Genomic DNA, 17120 nt, shown 5'->3' with positions numbered 1-17120 from the left:
GATCACCGACAGGGCGGGTCGGCCAGGGCGCTCTGGCAGGGCGGTGGCGGACGGCTCGGCTGTCCCGGTCGCCGTATGAACGGGGACGTAGCGGCATTATCTTCGACAGGGTGGAATCCGGTAGTCCGACAGTAGGCGGTGCACCACCACCGCCGTCGTCGGGAGCCATGGACGTCGCCGACCGCTCGCTGTTGGCCGTCATGGAGCGCCTGGGGCTGTGGTTTGTCCGAGACCTCAGCGGGTCCGGCGAAGGGGAAACCCTCCTTGTCGAAGACGACGACGGCGATTACCTGGTCCTGAAAACCCAGTACGGGCCCCTGACCACGTTCGCGGCCGTCCTGCGCGCCTACTCCGACCTGGATATCCCGTGCGCGCAGATCGTCCACAGCGGAACCGGGCCCACCCACTGGGTGGTCATGACCTACGAAACCGGACAGCGCCCGACCGTCGCTGACGCACGCGCCGGTCTCGCCGATTCCATGCGACTGCTGACGAGAATGCATCGGGCGCCACCGGTCCACGACAACGAGGAGTGGCTGCGCCGCTACCACGCCGACGAGCTATACATCTACAGGCACGACCACGACCGCGAACCCGAGGCGTTCCCGGTCCACCCCGAGACGATCGCCCGGGAGCTGACGTTCGACCGTCCCGTCCAGCTCCACGGCGACTGGCATCCCGTCAACACCGTGCTCGACAGCGTCCGTGGCTGGGTCGTCCTCGACCCCATCGGATTCCTCGGGCCGGCCGAGTACGACGCGGCGGCGTGGTGCGTGCGGGGCTGCGGCGAGGCCGCTGGCCTGGCTGCCCGCCTCCAGCGAGCGAGGGACGCCTACCCCGCGCTCGACAAACGGCAGCTCGCGCTGTGGGCCGCGTGGAACTGCCTTGGCCGCGCCCGCGCCTCGCGGGGCAACAGCCCCGCACGCTGGCGCCGCGCAGCCGCCCGCCTGGCCGCCGGAACCTGACGACGACCGCACCGCCCGCAAGGCCGCCGCGCCGGCCGGGAGAACCGGTCCGCGTGTCGCGTCGACCTCGACCTGAGCCCGAGAGGATCGGTCTTGAACCCGGGCGGCCACCGAAGCAACCACGCCGAGCCCCACCGGGACTTGACAAACTGTTGGCTCTATTATTCGAACGCCCTGTTAGCTGGGCTACGGAGCACCGGTCCTGCCTGCCTCGCGGAGCCGATCGACCGGCTCCTGGACGACATCACCGCACCCGGCGCCGACCTGTCCGGTCTCCGCCGGAGACTCCTGTCCAGCTGACCGGCCTCAAACTCCCACGCGGGAACGTCCTGACTCGCGCGCGGCTCGCGCCAGATCCTGGCTCCCCGACGTCTCCGATGCCAAGGATGATCCAATGCGAGGCCAGCTGTGACGAGGACTGGTTCCGTCGAGCGCAGGCGGTGCCTTGATCCTCCAGCACGGTGTCCGCTGGACTACAGCGGGTTCTTGCGTGTTCTGGTGACCGGCGGTAACGTAACCGAACCGCCGCGATGGCGGCATGCACCGCCAGCCAAAACTTTGGGCGCGACGCCTGGGCTATGGCCGGCCGCATCGGGGTTTCGGTTCCGATGCCGCTGCTCGGCGGGTCCGAGCAGTCCCTGTCTTCCGGGGCGCGACGCCCCGAGCCTTTCGGGGCGCGATGCTCCGACCATGCCTGACCGCGTCGGATGTTCCGGCGCCGCTGCTCGGCGGGTCCGAGCAGTCCTTGCGTTCTTGGGTGCGACGCCCCGGACACGCACACTCACGCTTCGTTTGTGCCGCTTTCTGCTCGCCGCTGGCTTTCCCCGGCCCAGTGGCATCTGGCGCCCGGCTTGAACAGGCACAGGGCTTCGCGCAGGCATTTCATCGACCGACAGGCACTCCTAGCGAGCGCCGCGTCCCGCCGGGGAGGGCGCGGCGCGGTGCAGGAGCACCGTGTACTCCGGACTGATCGTTCTCCTTGTCACCGCCCTTGGGCTCACCGTAGCTGTCGTCGCCGGACTGATTGCCGCGTTCCTACAGTGGATCAAGGACGGTAAGGTCGCACCCCCTACCCCTTCCAAGATCGATGCGCTCCGCACAGGTGCGTGCACCTTCGCGGCCGCTGTCGGCGTCGAGGCTGGGATCGTCGGCGCGGTCGCGGCAGCGCTCGCGGCTGTGGCGGCTTTCCACGGGCATTAGCCGCCCCTGGGCACCGCGGGTCCGCTCCGCGACCGTCACGCGACGGTCGCGGAGCGGATCATGGTTGTAGCCCGACCGAAACCAACGGCGAGCCCGAGACCTGGACGTAGCACGTCGTGCGTGCAGGCCTCTACGGAGTGTCCTGATCGCGGCTGTACTGGTCAGGCATGAGCACCGCGCGCACGCCGGAGCCCCGAGCGGTGGCGCGAACACGCATCCCTCGATCCGCGGTGACCAGTGCCACTGGCTGGCCGGTGACCTGAGCCAGAAAGCTGGCGCGGTCGAGGATCTCCTCGTCGGGGCTGGTCCGGCGGCGATGGTCGGGATCATCGAGAAGATATTCGACGGTCGTCCTGTCGGCGAGCTCGGCGTAGCCGTCCCGCGCGAGCGCGTCCTGCCGGTCGTCGAGCGGTTTGATCGCGCTGCGGGCTCTCGCCCGGATCTTGTCGCTGCCGAGGTACCGCTTGTCGTCGAGTTCGTCCAAGACGAGCAGCGGGATGAACAGCCTTACCTGCGGCTGCCCGACCACCCGGCTCCATGTGATCTTATCGAGCGGCTGGTAGTGCAGCAGCACGTTGGTGTCGACGATCGTGATCGTGCCTGGCCGATCTCGCAGGCGCAGGTAGCCGCGCAGTCGGGTGGCCAGGTCCTCGAGGCGGTGGACCTGTAGCTCGATCTCGGCGGCGATGAGAGCCGCCCGGCGCACCGGGGACGCGTCCGTGACCAGGTGCCAGTAGCGTTCGGTGTGCAAGTCGGCGATGACGGCCGGGTCTGCGAACAGGCTGCGCAGCTGCCGCTCGCATTCGTCGACCCAGTCCAGATACTGCCGCCAGCCGTTGTCCACCAGGCCAGCCGTGGGCAGCGCACTCCTGACACCCGCGCACCGTCGCACGAGATCATCCACAGTGGCGATCGCCTGGTCCAGCGCACCCGTTCGTAGAACCACGGGTTCGAGACTTTCACAGCGAGGTTTCGGCCCCCCAGCCGTGCCACAGGCACCTGCGTTCTCTGTGAGCAGGCTCGACGGATGAGGATGGACCTCAGCGGGGTAGGCGGGCCGATCTTGCAATAGGGCGACTCGTGTCCGGTCGAGGCGAGGTGAGAGCTTTCCCGTCGAGGCAGCGGAGGAAGTCGTCCTCGGTCATGACCTCGATGTCCTGGCCCTTGGCTCGCAACGCGAACGCCTTGGCTGCTTTGGCGGTGAGGTTTGCTCCGGGGCGAAGGACCGTCGGGTTGATGTCACCGACGACCAGGACGTTGGTTCGCCTGGTCGTGTTGAGTTCCGGGATCGCGCCGACGCGGGCGCATTCCTCCCATGCGGTTTGACGGGTGAGCGACATCAACGTGCCGGTGAACACCACGATGCGTCCGTAGAGATAGCCGTCCGGGTCTGCATCCGGGTTGACGTCTGGATGGACCAGCGAGTAGTTGCCGCCGTTCGAGAGGCTTCCATTGTAGAGATCCTCGGTCATCGTGCCGACCGACACGCGGAGCGACGAAGCGAGGGCCTCGATGTCGCCTGCGCCCTCTCGGGCCGCCAGGGCGCCGATGATCCCGACGACCGCCTTCGCGTCGGCCAGCGGGTCGTGGTGATCGTCAAGCTGGTAGCCGAGCGCGTCCGTGACGAAAGGCAGTCGGTAGGAGGGCAGTGCTAGCGCCCGCCGGGACATCACGAGCGTGCAGAGGAACCTCATCGTCGGCCACGAGATCTCATCGACGGCGCAGGCATAGCGGATCACGCCGATGTCGAACCCGGCGTTGTGGGTGACGGCGATGTCGTCGCCGATGTAGTCGAGGAGCGCGGGTAGCACCTGGTTCCACCTGGGCGCGTTCTCGACCATGCTTTCGGTGATGCCGTGGATCATGATGTTGAAGGCGTCGAAGTAGTCGACTGCCGCTGGGGGACGGATGAGCCAGCGGCGTTGGTCCACGGCGGCGCCGCCGCGGACGCGGACAAGTCCGACAGCGCACGGCGAGCCGCGGTAGGAGTTGGCGGTCTCGAAGTCGATGGCGGTGTAGTCGAGCACCGTCACACCAGCGGCTGCTCGTGGAGCCGGCCGCCGAAGCCGGGCGGGAAGTCCGGCACCGTCGGATCGTTCAGTTCCTCGGGCATGATCCATGGCGACAGCTGAGTCTTCGGCTGAACGGTGCGCCTGCGCCGCTCCTCGTCGGTTGTGAGCCAGGACATCCACACGCTGGCCACGAAGTTCGCGGTCGCCAGAGCGCGTTGACTCGGGGTGTCCGCGGCCGGCGGGAAGTCGTCGATCTTCGGGCTGGCAAGGAAGGTCGGCGAGACGAGGGTCTTGGACTTGGTGCGCTGCTTGTAGGCGTCGATCTCCGCGACGATCCGCTGCTGATGCCCTTCGGTCTCGATGACCAGGGCCTTGAAGTCCGCGACGGTGAGGTGCTCGCCCTCGATCGGTAGTCCTTCCAGTGACGAGCCGTCCGTGGCCAGGACAACGCAGCAGCGCGTCAACAACCTGACCTTCTCAAGTGCGCGGGGGTCGTTGACCTCGTCAATGACGACAGCGTTGACACTCCGCGCTCGCGACGGCTCTGTCCTGTTGGTGATCCAGACGGCGATGGTGTCGCTGCCTGGCTTTCGGTCGATGGTCGCGATCCCGTGCACGAACGCCTCCCCCGTGTGGCCCGATGCCCGGCGAGGCTAGCATCCGGGGGCGAAAGCGATCTATACCGGGACGACCGCGACCACGCGCCACCTGACTCACCCCGACATACGTCTCGCCGCGACCAGTCAGATGGGCCTGTTGGTCCGTTCATGGTCGTTTTGCTGGCGGTCAGTGGTAGGTGGAGACGGCTGTGAGGTACAGGCTGAGGCCCGTGGCCCCTGCGCCCGCGCCGGTGAGAATCGCGCTGGGGGTATCGGCGCCGGCCCTGCGCGCGATCAAGGTTGTGGCGGTGGCTGTGTGCAGCGCGGCGGACAGGGCTAGCAGCAGGGACAGGATCTGGATGGGGCTCATGCGGGGCTTCCTCCGGTAGTCCGGCCCTTCGTGTGGGCCGTGTGGAGCCGAGGCTGGCTGTACAGGGGGGTGTCCCGCAGCGATCGGACCGGAGGTTGGACACCTTGACCGGAAGGCGGCTGGTGGGCGTTTTAGGGTGCACACCAACGAGGTGACGACAGTGCTGGGTGTCCAGGCGGTGGTTGGACATCGTCTCGGGCAGGCGAGCGACCTGAGGGCGGTGTAGTGGCGGTCGACGCGCAGGAACGGGGCTTCGACGCGCTGATCGACGCGCTGGCCCGATTCCGGAAGGTCATGCTGCAGGGCCTGCCCTCTGATCGGGCATTGGCCAAGGCAACCAAGGGCAGCCCGACCACGGTCGGAGCATGGCTGAGTGGGCGGCGTTTTCCCCAGCAGATCGACCAGTTGCTGGTGATCGTGCGGGAGATGCGGGAGCAGGCCCGTCGCGCTGGGACCCCGGTCGATGCCTCGGCGGTCGCGTTGTTCGACGAGGAGCTGTGGCGGCGAGCCCACTATGAGAAGGCTCGCCGACGTGCTGAAGGCGTGCGCGAGGCGGTGGTCGCCGAGCAGGCCCGCGCCGTGCTGGAACGGACACGGCCGGGTCGTCCTCTAGCGGAGGTGACCGACCCGTTCCAGCTGGAGGTTCACCGGCCTATCGAGGGCGACACCGTAGGTCTGCCGGATCTGCCGGTGTACGTGCCGCGGGAGCACGATCAGAAGGTGACTCAGGTAGTGGCCGAGACCGTCGGAGATGGTTGCCGTATCGCGGTGTTGGTGGGCGGCTCTTCGACCGGGAAGACCAGAGCCTGTTGGGAGGCGCTGGACCTGCTGCGGAAGCGTCCTGAGCCGTGGCGGTTGTGGCATCCGATCGACCCGACCCGCCCTGATGCCGCGTTGGCCGAGTTGCCCCGGGTCGGGCCGTACACGGTGGTGTGGCTGAACGAGGCCCAGGACTACCTGTCGCCGGATCCGCTCGGGGAGCAGGTCGCCGCGGGGCTCCGGAACCTGCTGCGCACGCGGGGGCAGGGCCCGGTGCTGGTCCTGGCCACCCTGTGGTCCGAGCATTGGGACAGCCTGATCACCCGCCCGCCTCCGGGGCAGCCGGACCTGCATTCCCAGGCCCGAGAACTCCTGGACGGACACGCCGTCCATCTGCCGGACTCCTTCACCGTCGGCGACCTGGAGGCGCTGGCCGGCCAGGCCGGGCGCGATCCCCGGCTTGCTGAGGCTGGCGACCACGCTCGGGACGGTCGGATCACCCAGTACCTGGCCGGGGGGCCGGTCCTGGTCGACCGCTACCAGCAGGCCTCGCCTGCGACCAGAGCGTTGATCAACGCCGCGATGGACGCTCGGCGCCTGGGCGCGGGGCCGCGCCTGCCGTGGGCGTGGCTGGCTGAGGCAGCACCGGGCTACCTCACCGAAGCCCAGTGGGAGGAACAGACCGGAAACGACTGGCTAGAACAGGCCCTGGACTATGTCAAGACGCCCTATAAGGGCATTCCCGGCATCCTCATCCCCGTCAGGGCTGGAACGCCTCGCAACCAGCGCACCCGCCGCGCCGCCGAACTGCCAACCGGCTCCGGGTCCGGGGTGCTGTACCTGCTGGCCGATTACCTCGATCAGTACGGCCGCCGCCACCGTGCCGATCAGGTCCCACCCGTCGATTTCTGGACCGCGGCTGCCGCACATGCCTACCCAGCCGACATGGGCGCCCTCGGGAACGCCGCCTGGGCTCGCGGCTTGTACCGCGACGCCATCCAACTCCACAGACACGCCGCCACCCATGGCGACCCGGCCGCCGCCCGCACCTTGGTCGACCACTTACACGCCCTGCACCCGGCAGACCGCCGCCCTGCCCACCACGCCGCCGCGCACATCGCCCTCGACGCCCCGGACGCCGTGGGCGGGTTGCTGACTCAGCTAAACGAGATCGGAGCGCAGGAGCCGTTGGCCACGTTGCTGGCCCGCGACCCCGCCGCGCACGTCCCTCTCGACAGCCTGTTTTCCGTGACTGGACTGTTGAGCAAACTGCGCGAGGTGGGGGCGCAGGAGCAGGTCACCGCGCTGGCCGAGCGGGCTGCCGCGCATGCCGTCCTCACGGCCCCGGAGGCCGTGGCCGCGCTGCTGAATGCGCTGCGCGCGGTGGAGGCGCAGGAGCCGTTGGCCGCGTTGCTGGCCCGCGACCCCGCCGCGCACGTCACCCTGGACGACTGGTTCGGCGTGGGAATGCTGCTGCGCGGGCTGCGCGAGATGGGGGCGGGCGAGCAGGTGGCCGCGCTGGCCGGGCGGACCGTCGCGCACGTCGCCATCGACGACCCGGGCGCCGTGGCCGAACTGCTGGCCACGCTGTACGAGGTGGGGGCACTGCAGCAGATGGCCGCGTTGCTAGCCCGAGACCCCGCCGCGCGCATCGCCCTCGACGGGCGGACCGCCGTGATCGGGATACTGGGCTGGTTGCGCGCGTTCGGGGCGCAGGAACAGGCCACCATGCTGGCCCAGCGGATCGTAAACGTCCCCCTCGACGACCCGTTCGATGTCCCCCGACTGCTGCACAGGCTGCGCGAGATAGACGAGCGGGAACTGGCCGCCGCGCTAGCCGAGCGGGCTGTCGCCCACATCGCCCTCGATGCCCCGTCTGCAGTGGCCTGGCTGTTGGAAATCCTGCACGAGATGAGAGCACAAGAGCAGGTGGACGTGCTGCTCGCCCGCAACCCCGCCGCGCACGTCGCCCTCGACAGGCCGGTCGCCGTGATCGAGTTGTTGGACAGGCTGCGCGAGGTGGGGGCGCAGGACCAGGTCGCCACGCTCGCCACGCGAGCCGCCGCCCACGCCGCCCTCGACGACCCATTCGCCATAGCCACGCTGCTGGACAAGCTGCGCGAGATCGCAACGCAGGACCAGGTCGCCACGCTTGCCGAGCGGGCAGCGGCACGCGCTGCCCTCGACGTTCCGTTCGGCGTAGCCACGCTGCTGGACAAGCTGCGCGAGATCGCGACACAGGAACAGGCCGTCACGCTCGCCAAGCGGGCTGCCGCGAGTGTCGCTCTCGATGACCCGCATGCCGTGATCGGGATGTTGGACCGGCTGCGCGATATGGGAGCACAGGAGCAGGTGGCCGTGTTGCTGGCCCGTAACCCCGCCGCGCACATCGCCCTCGATGACCCGTACGCCGTGGTCGGGGTACTGGACTGGCTGCGCGATATGGGAGAGCAAGATCAGGTGGCTGTACTGCTAGCTCGCTACCCCGCGGCGCACATCTCCCTCGGCAACCCGACCGCTGTAACCAGGCTGCTGGACAGGCTGCGCGAGATGGGAGCGCAGGACCAGGTCGCCGCGTTCGTCGACGGGCTACCCGCGGCGGGACACTTCGACCAGTTTCTGACCTTCAAGAGCCACCCGGAGCAGTTCTGGTTTGGACGGGAACCAGATGGTAGCCCCGCCGCCCCCTGGTCATGGGACGACCTGGAATGATCATCCTGCCGGTGCGTCGAGGGAGAAGTGGCCGGCTGAGCGAGGCATCGCCGTGCGAGCACGGTCCACGTCCGCCGCGAGCGCCCATCGTCACGGCGCGATTCGGCTTTAGGCCTGGCGGCGCCGGGAAACGTCCACATGGCTATCTGTGAAGATCTCTAGCGCCCGATCTGGCGTAACGACCATGACCGTAGACCACAGGTCGCTATGCTACTGAAAGCATCCTTTTGGCGGCACTACGTGTTTGACGTGTAGGGCTAGCCCAGCTTGGGTTCGCTGCGCCATGTCCTATGCACCGGATGCATTCGAGCACACAACGGACACCCTGGGGATGCGATGACCTGGCCTTCGGACGCCGATCTTCTGGACCTGTCGGGGTGTGCGCAGCTTCTGGGAGTTCCCCGTTGGCGGTTGTGGTGGCTGGCACGTACGGGGCGTTTCGCGCAAGCCCGGAGCGTGCAGGATGGCGGCTCGTCCTGGACCAGAGCGAGCATCTACTCCTGGGCAGCGGATCCCGCCGTGGGGTTGGCCGCGCAGGTACCTGTGCAGCACTGGCCCGCCGCACAGGCGCCGGCGGTCTACCTGGGCGGGCGGGAGGTCGCGGAGGGTTCGGCGATCGCGCTGCGGTGGCGGACTGCCGCGGGTGTGCTTGCGATGGTGTGGCCGCTGTCCGGTCAGACCTTTCGCTTCCGGAACGTTGGAAGCGAGCTTCGCGATGCCGCTGGCATTGCCATGGTGGAGTGGGACTTCGGGGTGACCGGGCCCGCGGTGACGGACGTCGGCGGGGGCGGTCGGGGCGAGATCGGTTGGCGGACCTTGGCCAAGGTGGTCGGCTGTCCTCTTCCCTACTGGCCGAGCCCGTTGCGGATCGGCCGGCTCATGCTGGATTGGTCGCCGGGCCAGGAAACGGTGACGACGCCGGTGAAGTTGCCGCTCGACACGGCGGCCCTGCTCCGGCTGGCGGCCAGCTATGAGGACGGCCATCCGGCGGCGCGGACGTTGCTGAACCTCGCCCGGACCTGCCAATACCGCGAGACCGAGTCGACAGAGCAGATCCTGAAGATGCTCGCCAGGACGGCGGACGAGGACACGGTCGTGGTCGCGGCCCGTCCGATGGCGGTCCCGCCCGCGGACACCGACGATCTCGACGTGCACCAGCGACGGGCTGGCTGGCTCGATGTGCTCAGCAGGCAGGACACCCTCGCTGCCGACTGCGTGCGTGAACTGATGAGCTGGGACAACGGCGAGGATCTTCCGTTCGGGAGCATCGAGGAAGCCGATCCGGCCCGCCCGCTCGTGGCTGAATGGGCGGGACGGCTCAAGCCGTCTCCCCGCGCCGCCGCGTTCGTGATCTTCGGCCGCGACGGGGTCGTGTTCATCGATCCGGAGACCGACGCGCCCGCGCTGCGGAGCGTCACCGAGGACGGCGAGCGGATCTTTCTCGCGAGTCCACAGCGGCTTCCCACGACGAGCCCGCTGGCGGAGCTGATTCTCGACGAGCCGATCTGGGTGCGAACCGCGGACGGGACCCTCTATCCGGCGCCCCAGGCCGCGCAGTGCGGATTGAGCTGGGGCTACGGGGGTACCGGTCCTGGCTGCCTCGCGGAGTTGATCGATCGGCTTCTGGACGACATCACCGCACCCGGTGCCGACCTGACTCAGTCTCCGCCGGAGCCTCTTGTCCAGCTGACCGCCCTCAAGCTCCCACCTGGGACTGTGCTCACCCGCGAGCAGCTCGAAGCGGCTCGCGCCGGATCCTGGCTGCCCGACGTCGGCGATGCCGAGGATGGTGAGATGTGAGACCAGGGGGCGAGGGCCGGCTTCTGTCGCCCGAGCTGTCCGGCTGGACGCGCCCCGACGCCGGACGGTCCGGCGCCAAGGACTGCCGTATCAGGGTGAAGGCGAGATAGATCCGCTGCCTTGGCGTGGGCGACCCCGGCCGGGCGGTGCCGGACGGTTCGGCGGCCACGGTCGCCGTATCTGGGTGAGGGCCAAGAAGCCGGCACCGCGTGCGGCGCGATCAAGGTTTACTCCCCGCACGTGGCCTATCGAGTGGCGTCAACGGGCTATCCCCGACGGGTCCGCTAGGCCCGCGCGGGCCCGCGATGGACCGGTCGCCGTCGCCTTTCGCGGCCTGTGATCCCTCACCTGCCTCGGCCCGGCGCTTCGAAGCGAGAAGGGCGACTTTGGCTGCACGAAGGCCGTCGGAACGCCGGCAGGGTGCGCGCTGTGGGAGACGTTGGAGCGTGGCCGTGCGGCCAGATTCGGAGGTGACGTGTGGATGCATCGGTGGTGGAGGCTCTCATCCGGAGCCGGAACCTGAGCGGTAGGAGTATTCGGGGGCTGGTGACCGCTGTCGCGGCGATGTCCCCGGATCGTCTGCGAGACGTGGCTGATCGCCCCGATCTGGACCCGGACGCTCGGGCGGATCTTGTTCGTGCCGCCCGGCGGTATGACGTCGTCCCGATGCTGGAGCGTTGGCCAGCTGAGGCCGCTCTCGTGGAGACGGCCGAAGCCGTTCATGGGGCCGACCCGTCGTTGGTGGTGTACTGCGCCGCCCAGGGCTGGCTGGTGATGGCGCGCGAAATGGCTGCCAGGCTGCAACCCGGTGACGTGCGTTCGGTTCCTTACCTGTGGGAGCGGCAGATCGGCGCCGTGATCCCCGACGACGTTCGCTTGGCGTTGCTCGACGCGCTGATGGTGCAACGCGAGCGTCCGACCGGGTTTGCTGAGATGACCGATCGTGAGCAGGACGAGGTCATGAAGCGGATCGAGGCAGAGGATCGGCGTCGAGAGCAGGCGATCTGGGACTTGCTCGAACCCGTGCCGCACCTGTGGACTGGCCTCGCCCAGGACAGCAAACACGTGAGGACCGTCCGCTCGGTCCTTCTGGAGTATCCAGAAGACCTTCCCGATGACGTGCTGGTCGCCTGCCTTCCCACGGTGACCCTCGACGATGTGCGCGCAGGGCGGGAGGAGACCCCCAGTTGGCTGGATGGCGAACTGCGTATGTCGGTCGCCGCGAGGCATGCCCGCCGCCGACCTCGGCTTCGCGTGATCGCGGTGGACGTACTGCGCCAGATCGCTCAGGACGCTGTCGATGACGGCTGGACCCCGCAGCGCAGGCACCTTGGGCCGGACTGGTCGGGCATCGCAGATCTCGCCGCGCTGACGGACGATCCCGTTCTCCTGTCAGCAGCTGCGGTGGCCGCCGCCGAGCCCGTACGACACAAGCCGTCGATCGTCCGCTACTACCCCGATATCCCGGACGAGCACACTCAGCGCAGCGACGCCATCGTGGCGTTGGTAGCCAATCCCGCGACGCCCCGCGTCGATCTTGCAGCTCTCCTGCCGACCTTGGACGAACAGACGTTGCGGCGAGTGCTGGAGCAGGCCGACGAGGACCTCGCGCAGGCATGTCGCGTCCAGCTCGACCGGCTCCACCGGGAGGCCGCCGCCCGCCAACCCAGATACGTCGAGGTTCCCGGAGACGACGAGTTGGCCGCCAACGCTGACCCGGTGGCGGTACTTCGTGATCATGCGCGTTATCTCCGCGGCCCCGCTGCGCAGCGTGACCTCACCGCCGAAGGGCTGCTTCGCAGCCGCTACACCACACCCGAACTCCTAGACCTCATCCCCGCTCGCCACGTACTCGGCTACGCCGACCGGGCCGAGCAGATCGCGGAAAGAATCATCGAGGTCTGCGGCGACCAGATCGGCCGATGGCAGGCCCTCGCCGTCGCCGCGCAGGCCAAGCCCTCAGCCTCCATGACCTTCAAAGCGTGGCTCGCGCAGCTCACCGACCCGAACTGACAAACAAGATCATGACTGGGCTGCGGGTACGTGGCCAGGGCGGGCCCGGGGTGGCAGGGCTTCGGTGACGATGCGCGACACGATCTCGTCCTGACTTTCACCGACGCTGATGATCTTCTCGTGGGGGACGCCGAGCAGGTCATCGGGGACGTACCACGCGGCGAGTTCGCGGGCGCCGTAGCCGCTGGCGTTGGCTTTGGTCGCGTGCCGGCGCAGTGTCTCCTCCAGGGGCAGTGCGAAGTAGTAGACGTGGGCCGGGCCCGGGTGCGCGGCGATGACCGCTCGCAGTGCGCCACCGTAGCGGGAGGCGTCGAGGATGCCTTCGAGGATCACGTCGTAGCCAGCTGCGAGGCACCGCGCCACGATCAGTGAGATCAGGTCGATGTTCAGCGCGCCCGGCTGGTCGCGTTCCCTGAGCAGTTCCCGACGGATCACGTCCTGTTGTACGACCGCCACGCCGCGGCTGACCGCTTTGCGGATTGCGAGCGCGGTCGTGGTCTTGCCGCTGCACGATGGGCCGCGCAGCACGACCAATGACGGTAGGTGGTCGGAGTCCAAGGGGCGCGGCATAGGCGACAGAATAGGTCCGGGTGATCGGCCAGGAGGCGCGCTGGACAGCGTCGCCTTCCTGGTCGAGGAGGTCCTTTCCTCGCAGCCGGGCTGGGCGCACGACGGCCTGGGCGGGCCACCGCTATTGAGGGTCGTCGCTGCGGTCGATCTGCTGTCGTAGCCTCCAGATGCTTTGAGTGCGCCGTCGGGCTGGCTTCTCCTCGCGTCGCCGGGCGGACTCCAAGGGAACGTAGATCTGCCATGCGGCCTTGCATAGCGACTCTGCGAGTCGTCGCCCGTTGCGGCCGTCGGTTGGCGCCCTGTCCAGTACCTTCCACAGGTCGGGGTTGTCGCCGTCGAAGAAGATCAGGCAGTACTCGGCCAGCTCGCGCGCGCGAGCGGCGTTGGCGGGGTCGGTGTCCAGTTCCTCGATGCCGACTGCCAGCTTCCCGACGAAGTAGGCCGGCTGCCAGTCTGTCCAGTGAGCGTGGGCGAAGGCTTCCCAGAAGGCTTGGTGATCGTCGAGGTCGGGGATGGGTAGGAGGTCGAGAAGCTCCAGGAGCCGGTTTACATCGGCGGTGAGGCGGGCTGTCGCGTCGTCGGTCACGGGTCTCCTCGTTGCTGGGGGCGATCTTCGAGCCTGGCGGCCGGGAGCGGTCGACGCGGGGTGAACGGGGCGATCCGCGGCCTACAGCGGTCAACGACCAGTCCTGCGCCCGGCGGCAGGACGCTGATGCGCCAGCCCGGAGTAGATGGTGATCGCGCCGTCGATGTGGCTATAGCGGGATCTCGTCGAGTAGTGACGGGCGGGGTGTGCCGTCTGGTCCGGGCCAGGCGAATCGCCAGTTCCCGTCGTCGTCGAGGTCGGCTGGCGCGTGCGCGAGGGCGTCGAGCAGTGTGCGCAGGCGGGGGAACGGTCCGGAGCGCGCTCGGGCGAGGATCTCCGGTTCTGCGGCGCACATCAGGATGGCGGCGGACGCGAGGTTGGTGCCGGACCGGTGGTGGGCGGCGGCGTGGGCTTGGACGAGGGGTGCGGCTAGCATCGCGGCGGCCTGGTCGCCTGTCCCTGCGGTGTATGCCAGGTGGCAGTTGTTGCGTCGTATCAGCGCGGTGCCGCCGGCGGTGGCCCAGTCGGGTGCCGGCTGGCCCGACCGTGCGCCCTGTCCGGCGTACGCTGCTGCGCGTCCGACGAGGGGGTCCTGCCCGGCGGTCTCGTCGAACTGCTCCAGGGTTACGTCGATGAAGTGGGCGTGCTCGGGAAGCCACAGCACGCAGTGGCCGCGGAACACGTCGCCTTCCCAGCGCGGGTTCTCGCCGTACAGGGTGGCGCACGTGGCCGCGTCCGGTTCGATGAGCAGACGTACCGGCCACGGACGGGCCGGAATCCCGAGCTGGCCGAAGGCCGCGCAGAGGGTCAGCGCGGCATCGACGCAGTGGTTCGCCTGGGCGCCGGTGACGTGGTAGCGGTACAGGTGCGGCAGCAGCCAGATCGGCAACCGGTCCACCGGGGCCCGCAGGAGGATGGCCTCAAGATGCTCTTCGGGCACCGCGCCGATGAGCCGGTCGGCTCGGTGGGACCTTGCGGGTGGGGTTCGGCGTGCCCCGGTGGGCGTCTTCGGCTTACGCCGCCGCGATCCCGGCACATCCCGAATCGTAAATCGGCCTATACCCCGATGTAGTCGGAACCGAACGATAAGCGACTGACGGACCGGCCGGCCGTGACACCGTGCTGCCCGACCGGCCGATCTGCCCGGCGGCGGACGGTTCGGCCGTCACCGCCGCCGTATCAGGGGTGAAGGCGAGAACCATCCGCTGCTTCGTGGCTACGCCGGTCAGAGGAGTCCTGTGCCCCCGCAGACGGCCGGCCGGCTCCTTGCTACGGCCCCAGACCGATGGTCGGGTTCGGACCGCGCTCTGGGCGGCGGCGGACGGTTCGGCTGTCCCGGTCGCCGTATCTGGGCGACGGCACAGAAGGCGGCGCTGCATCGTCGGCCGCCACAGGGCGTGGGGTTCTGTGTCGGCTGCGGACGGTCGGGCCGGCGCCCTCGCCGTATCAGAAGTGAAAGGCCAACTCGGTCCACGCCGGCGAGCCGTCGGGCTCACCGAGGGAACCTGGAAGGAAGGGCTGGGCTATGAACAGCGAGACCGCGGTCCTGGTCGAGGACACCACCAACCCGCGTGCCGCTCGCTAGTTCTTGCGGCCGACACCGCCGTAGATACTGACATTGGCGTCGGTCAGGTCCGGGACGGTGGCGTCGGGTCGCCAGCGGTGGACGGGTTGTATTCCGGGTTCGACGAGGTCGAGGCCGTCGAAGAAGCGGGTGATTTCCGCGCGGTTGCGGGGCTCGAACGTGACCCCGCGTGACCGGTAGATCTGCGCTGCCCGCGCGCCGTCGACGGGGCTGAAGTCGATGGTGGGGTTGGAGAGCACGAGGTAGCTCCCGGACGGCAGCTCCCGGAGGAGCCGCTGCACGATCTCGTGGGGGCCGTCGGACTCGGGGATGAATTGCAGGATCGCGAGGAGCGACAACACGACGGGCTTGGTGAGATCGATCGTGTCGCGCAGGTCGGTGGACGTGAGGATCGCGTCGACGTCGCGGACGTCGGCGTCGAGGTAGGCGGTCCGTCCTTCCGGGCTGCTGGCCAGCAGCGCGCGGGCGTGGACCAGCACGATTGGATCATTGTCGGCGTAGACGACGCGGGTGTCGGGTGCGATCTTCTGGGCGACCTCGTGCAGGTTTGGGCTGGTGGGGATGCCGGTCCCGATGTCGAGGAATTGGCGGATGCCGACGTCGCCCGCGAGGTAGCGCACTGCCCGGTGCATGAACGCCCGGTTCTGCTGCGCGCCGGTCCTGGCGGTGGGGAAGGCCGCGAGTGTCTGTTCCGCGGTCTCCCGGTCGGCCGGGAAGTTGTCTTTCCCGCCGAGGTAGTAGTCGTACATGCGGGCCGCGTGAGGCTGATCCGTCTTCAAGTCGATCTTGGCTGCCGCGTCATCCGTCACGCTCGTCCAATCCCACCCTGACGCGCCGACCGGCATCGAGCCGTCCTTCCCCGTCACGGTGCCCCCTCCGCACAGCCGACGACCGACACGATTCACCCTAATCCGCCGGAGACGGAACGTCGCCAACAGGGTGCGCTACGCAGGGGCCGCGCTCGGCCAGGGGCGCGCGTGCCGCGCGGTCTTGACGCGGCGGTCGGCGCCGCGTTTCTGCGGGTCCTGACCCGCGATGGCGCGGGTCATCCCTGAGGACCGGGTTCTGGGCGATGGCCGGACGTTTCGGCCGTCCTGGTCGCCGTATCCGGGTGAGGGCAAGGAGCCGCCACCACGCCGCTCCCGCCGCCCTCGGGACGGGAGAGGTTTCCGCGCCGGCGGCGGACGGTTGGGCCGGCGCCCTCGCCGTACCAGAAGTGAAAGGCCAACTCCGGCCACGCCGACGAGCCATCGGGCTCGCCGAGGGAACCTGGAAGGAAGGGCTGGGCTATGAACAGCGAAACCGCGGTCCTGGTCGAGGACATCACCGGCCGTGTGCAGCGGGCCGTCCGCGCCGGTGACTACCCGGCCATCGTCGGGCTACACGGCGAGCGCACGCTGATCGTGAGTGACTACGACTACCTGTTCAGCTGGGCGACCGCGTTGGAGTTCGAGATCCGGACCGCGGCCCGTGCCCAGGCAAACGGGACCCGCCGCTGGGTGTTCGCGGTGCCGCAGGTCTGGTTCGACGACGGGGGGATCATCCAGGCGCGGCCGTTGTTCACATCGCCGTTGCTGCCGGGGGAGACGGAGGCGATCACCTGGATGAGCTGCGACCCGGCCGACGGTGTCGACTACGGCTGGGTCCCGTTCGCCCGCCGTCCCGGCGGTCAGCCGGTGTTCGACGACGCGGAGTACTTCGACGTCCCGGTCCAGGCGCTTCAGCGGACGCCGGGTGCGGCGATGCACCGCCTGTTGACCGCGGGCATCCCTGATCTTGCCGCGCAGCTCCCGCGCTGAACGTCCGCAACAATCATCAGGCCGGGTGTGGCCTGTTCGGGACCTCGTGGGTGTCCTGGTAGTAGGCGAGAAGATCCCAGGCGTCGGCCGCCGCCAGGATGTCGCCGACGACCGGATCATCGGGTGGCACCGGTTCGGCCGCCAGCGATT

Annotated in this window: 14 protein-coding genes; 6 read left to right on the top strand and 8 right to left on the bottom strand. The window is 68.8% G+C overall.

Translation table 11 applies throughout. From position 1 onward, the window contains the following. Positions 1–167 precede the first annotated feature (167 nt). Complete coding sequence (locus AC08OV_RS05590) at positions 168–965, top strand: phosphotransferase (RefSeq protein ID WP_476619401.1); 798 nt, start codon at positions 168–170, stop codon at positions 963–965. Positions 966–1919: 954 nt separating this feature from the next. Continuing rightward, positions 1920–2165: a hypothetical protein gene (locus AC08OV_RS05585; protein ID WP_476619400.1), complete on the top strand. Its 246-nt coding sequence runs from the start codon at positions 1920–1922 to the stop codon at positions 2163–2165. Between the two features lie 130 nt (positions 2166–2295). On the opposite strand, the gene AC08OV_RS05580 is transcribed toward AC08OV_RS05585, so the two are convergent. From AC08OV_RS05580 to AC08OV_RS05565, 4 genes are all read right to left on the bottom strand, one after another. Next, positions 2296–3111: a PIN domain-containing protein gene (locus tag AC08OV_RS05580; protein WP_476619399.1), complete on the bottom strand. Its 816-nt coding sequence runs from the start codon at positions 3109–3111 to the stop codon at positions 2296–2298. Between the two features lie 94 nt (positions 3112–3205). Beyond that, positions 3206–4198, bottom strand: a complete 993-nt coding sequence (locus tag AC08OV_RS05575) for an exonuclease domain-containing protein (protein ID WP_476619398.1) — start codon at positions 4196–4198, stop codon at positions 3206–3208. Further along, a complete protein-coding gene (locus AC08OV_RS05570) occupies positions 4195–4794 on the bottom strand; it encodes a hypothetical protein (RefSeq protein WP_476619397.1) in 600 nt (199 codons plus the stop codon). The genes AC08OV_RS05575 and AC08OV_RS05570 overlap by 4 nt, the downstream gene beginning before the upstream one ends. 169 nt (positions 4795–4963) lie before the next feature. After that, the gene (locus tag AC08OV_RS05565) at positions 4964–5146 is read right to left on the bottom strand and encodes a hypothetical protein (protein ID WP_476619396.1); all 183 of its coding nucleotides are present in this window, start codon (positions 5144–5146) and stop codon (positions 4964–4966) included. A gap of 225 nt (positions 5147–5371) precedes the next feature. On the opposite strand from AC08OV_RS05565, the gene AC08OV_RS05560 reads away from it, so the two are divergent. From AC08OV_RS05560 to AC08OV_RS05550, 3 genes are all read left to right on the top strand, one after another. Then, the gene (locus tag AC08OV_RS05560; RefSeq protein ID WP_476619395.1) at positions 5372–8617 is read left to right on the top strand and encodes a hypothetical protein; all 3246 of its coding nucleotides are present in this window, start codon (positions 5372–5374) and stop codon (positions 8615–8617) included. 336 nt (positions 8618–8953) lie between these two features. After that, positions 8954–10417: a hypothetical protein gene (locus AC08OV_RS05555; RefSeq protein WP_476619394.1), complete on the top strand. Its 1464-nt coding sequence runs from the start codon at positions 8954–8956 to the stop codon at positions 10415–10417. A gap of 588 nt (positions 10418–11005) precedes the next feature. Next, positions 11006–12430 (top strand): hypothetical protein, encoded by a 1425-nt coding sequence (locus AC08OV_RS05550; protein ID WP_476619393.1) that lies wholly within the window; start codon positions 11006–11008, stop codon positions 12428–12430. 9 nt (positions 12431–12439) lie between these two features. Here the strand turns inward: AC08OV_RS05550 and AC08OV_RS05545 are convergent, their stop codons facing one another. From AC08OV_RS05545 to AC08OV_RS05530, 4 genes are all read right to left on the bottom strand, one after another. Then, the gene (locus AC08OV_RS05545; protein ID WP_476619392.1) at positions 12440–13000 is read right to left on the bottom strand and encodes an AAA family ATPase; all 561 of its coding nucleotides are present in this window, start codon (positions 12998–13000) and stop codon (positions 12440–12442) included. Between the two features lie 121 nt (positions 13001–13121). After that, positions 13122–13586, bottom strand: a complete 465-nt coding sequence (locus AC08OV_RS05540) for a hypothetical protein (protein ID WP_476619391.1) — start codon at positions 13584–13586, stop codon at positions 13122–13124. Positions 13587–13755: 169 nt separating this feature from the next. Next, the gene (locus tag AC08OV_RS05535) at positions 13756–14526 is read right to left on the bottom strand and encodes a hypothetical protein (RefSeq protein WP_476619390.1); all 771 of its coding nucleotides are present in this window, start codon (positions 14524–14526) and stop codon (positions 13756–13758) included. Positions 14527–15167: 641 nt separating this feature from the next. After that, positions 15168–16016, bottom strand: a complete 849-nt coding sequence (locus tag AC08OV_RS05530; RefSeq protein ID WP_476619413.1) for an SAM-dependent methyltransferase — start codon at positions 16014–16016, stop codon at positions 15168–15170. A gap of 444 nt (positions 16017–16460) precedes the next feature. On the opposite strand from AC08OV_RS05530, the gene AC08OV_RS05525 reads away from it, so the two are divergent. After that, the gene (locus AC08OV_RS05525) at positions 16461–16970 is read left to right on the top strand and encodes a hypothetical protein (protein ID WP_476619389.1); all 510 of its coding nucleotides are present in this window, start codon (positions 16461–16463) and stop codon (positions 16968–16970) included. Positions 16971–17120: the final 150 nt, after the last annotated feature.

Source organism: Frankia sp. CeTa3Moorea (genome assembly GCF_978021225.1).
Note: the sequence above shows the minus strand (reverse complement) of the source record. Positions and strands in the feature narration are given on the sequence as shown.

Bases quoted from the DNA above. Each gene is read 5' to 3' on its own strand.
- AC08OV_RS05525 (WP_476619389.1), top strand. From the start codon at position 16,461: ATGAACAGCGAAACCGCGGTCCTGGTCGAGGACATCACCGGCCGTGTG.
- AC08OV_RS05545 (WP_476619392.1), bottom strand. From the start codon at position 13,000: ATGCCGCGCCCCTTGGACTCCGACCACCTACCGTCATTGGTCGTGCTG.
- AC08OV_RS05565 (WP_476619396.1), bottom strand. From the start codon at position 5,146: ATGAGCCCCATCCAGATCCTGTCCCTGCTGCTAGCCCTGTCCGCCGCG.
- AC08OV_RS05530 (WP_476619413.1), bottom strand. From the start codon at position 16,016: ATGCCGGTCGGCGCGTCAGGGTGGGATTGGACGAGCGTGACGGATGAC.
- AC08OV_RS05590 (WP_476619401.1), top strand. From the start codon at position 168: ATGGACGTCGCCGACCGCTCGCTGTTGGCCGTCATGGAGCGCCTGGGG.
- AC08OV_RS05555 (WP_476619394.1), top strand. From the start codon at position 8,954: ATGACCTGGCCTTCGGACGCCGATCTTCTGGACCTGTCGGGGTGTGCG.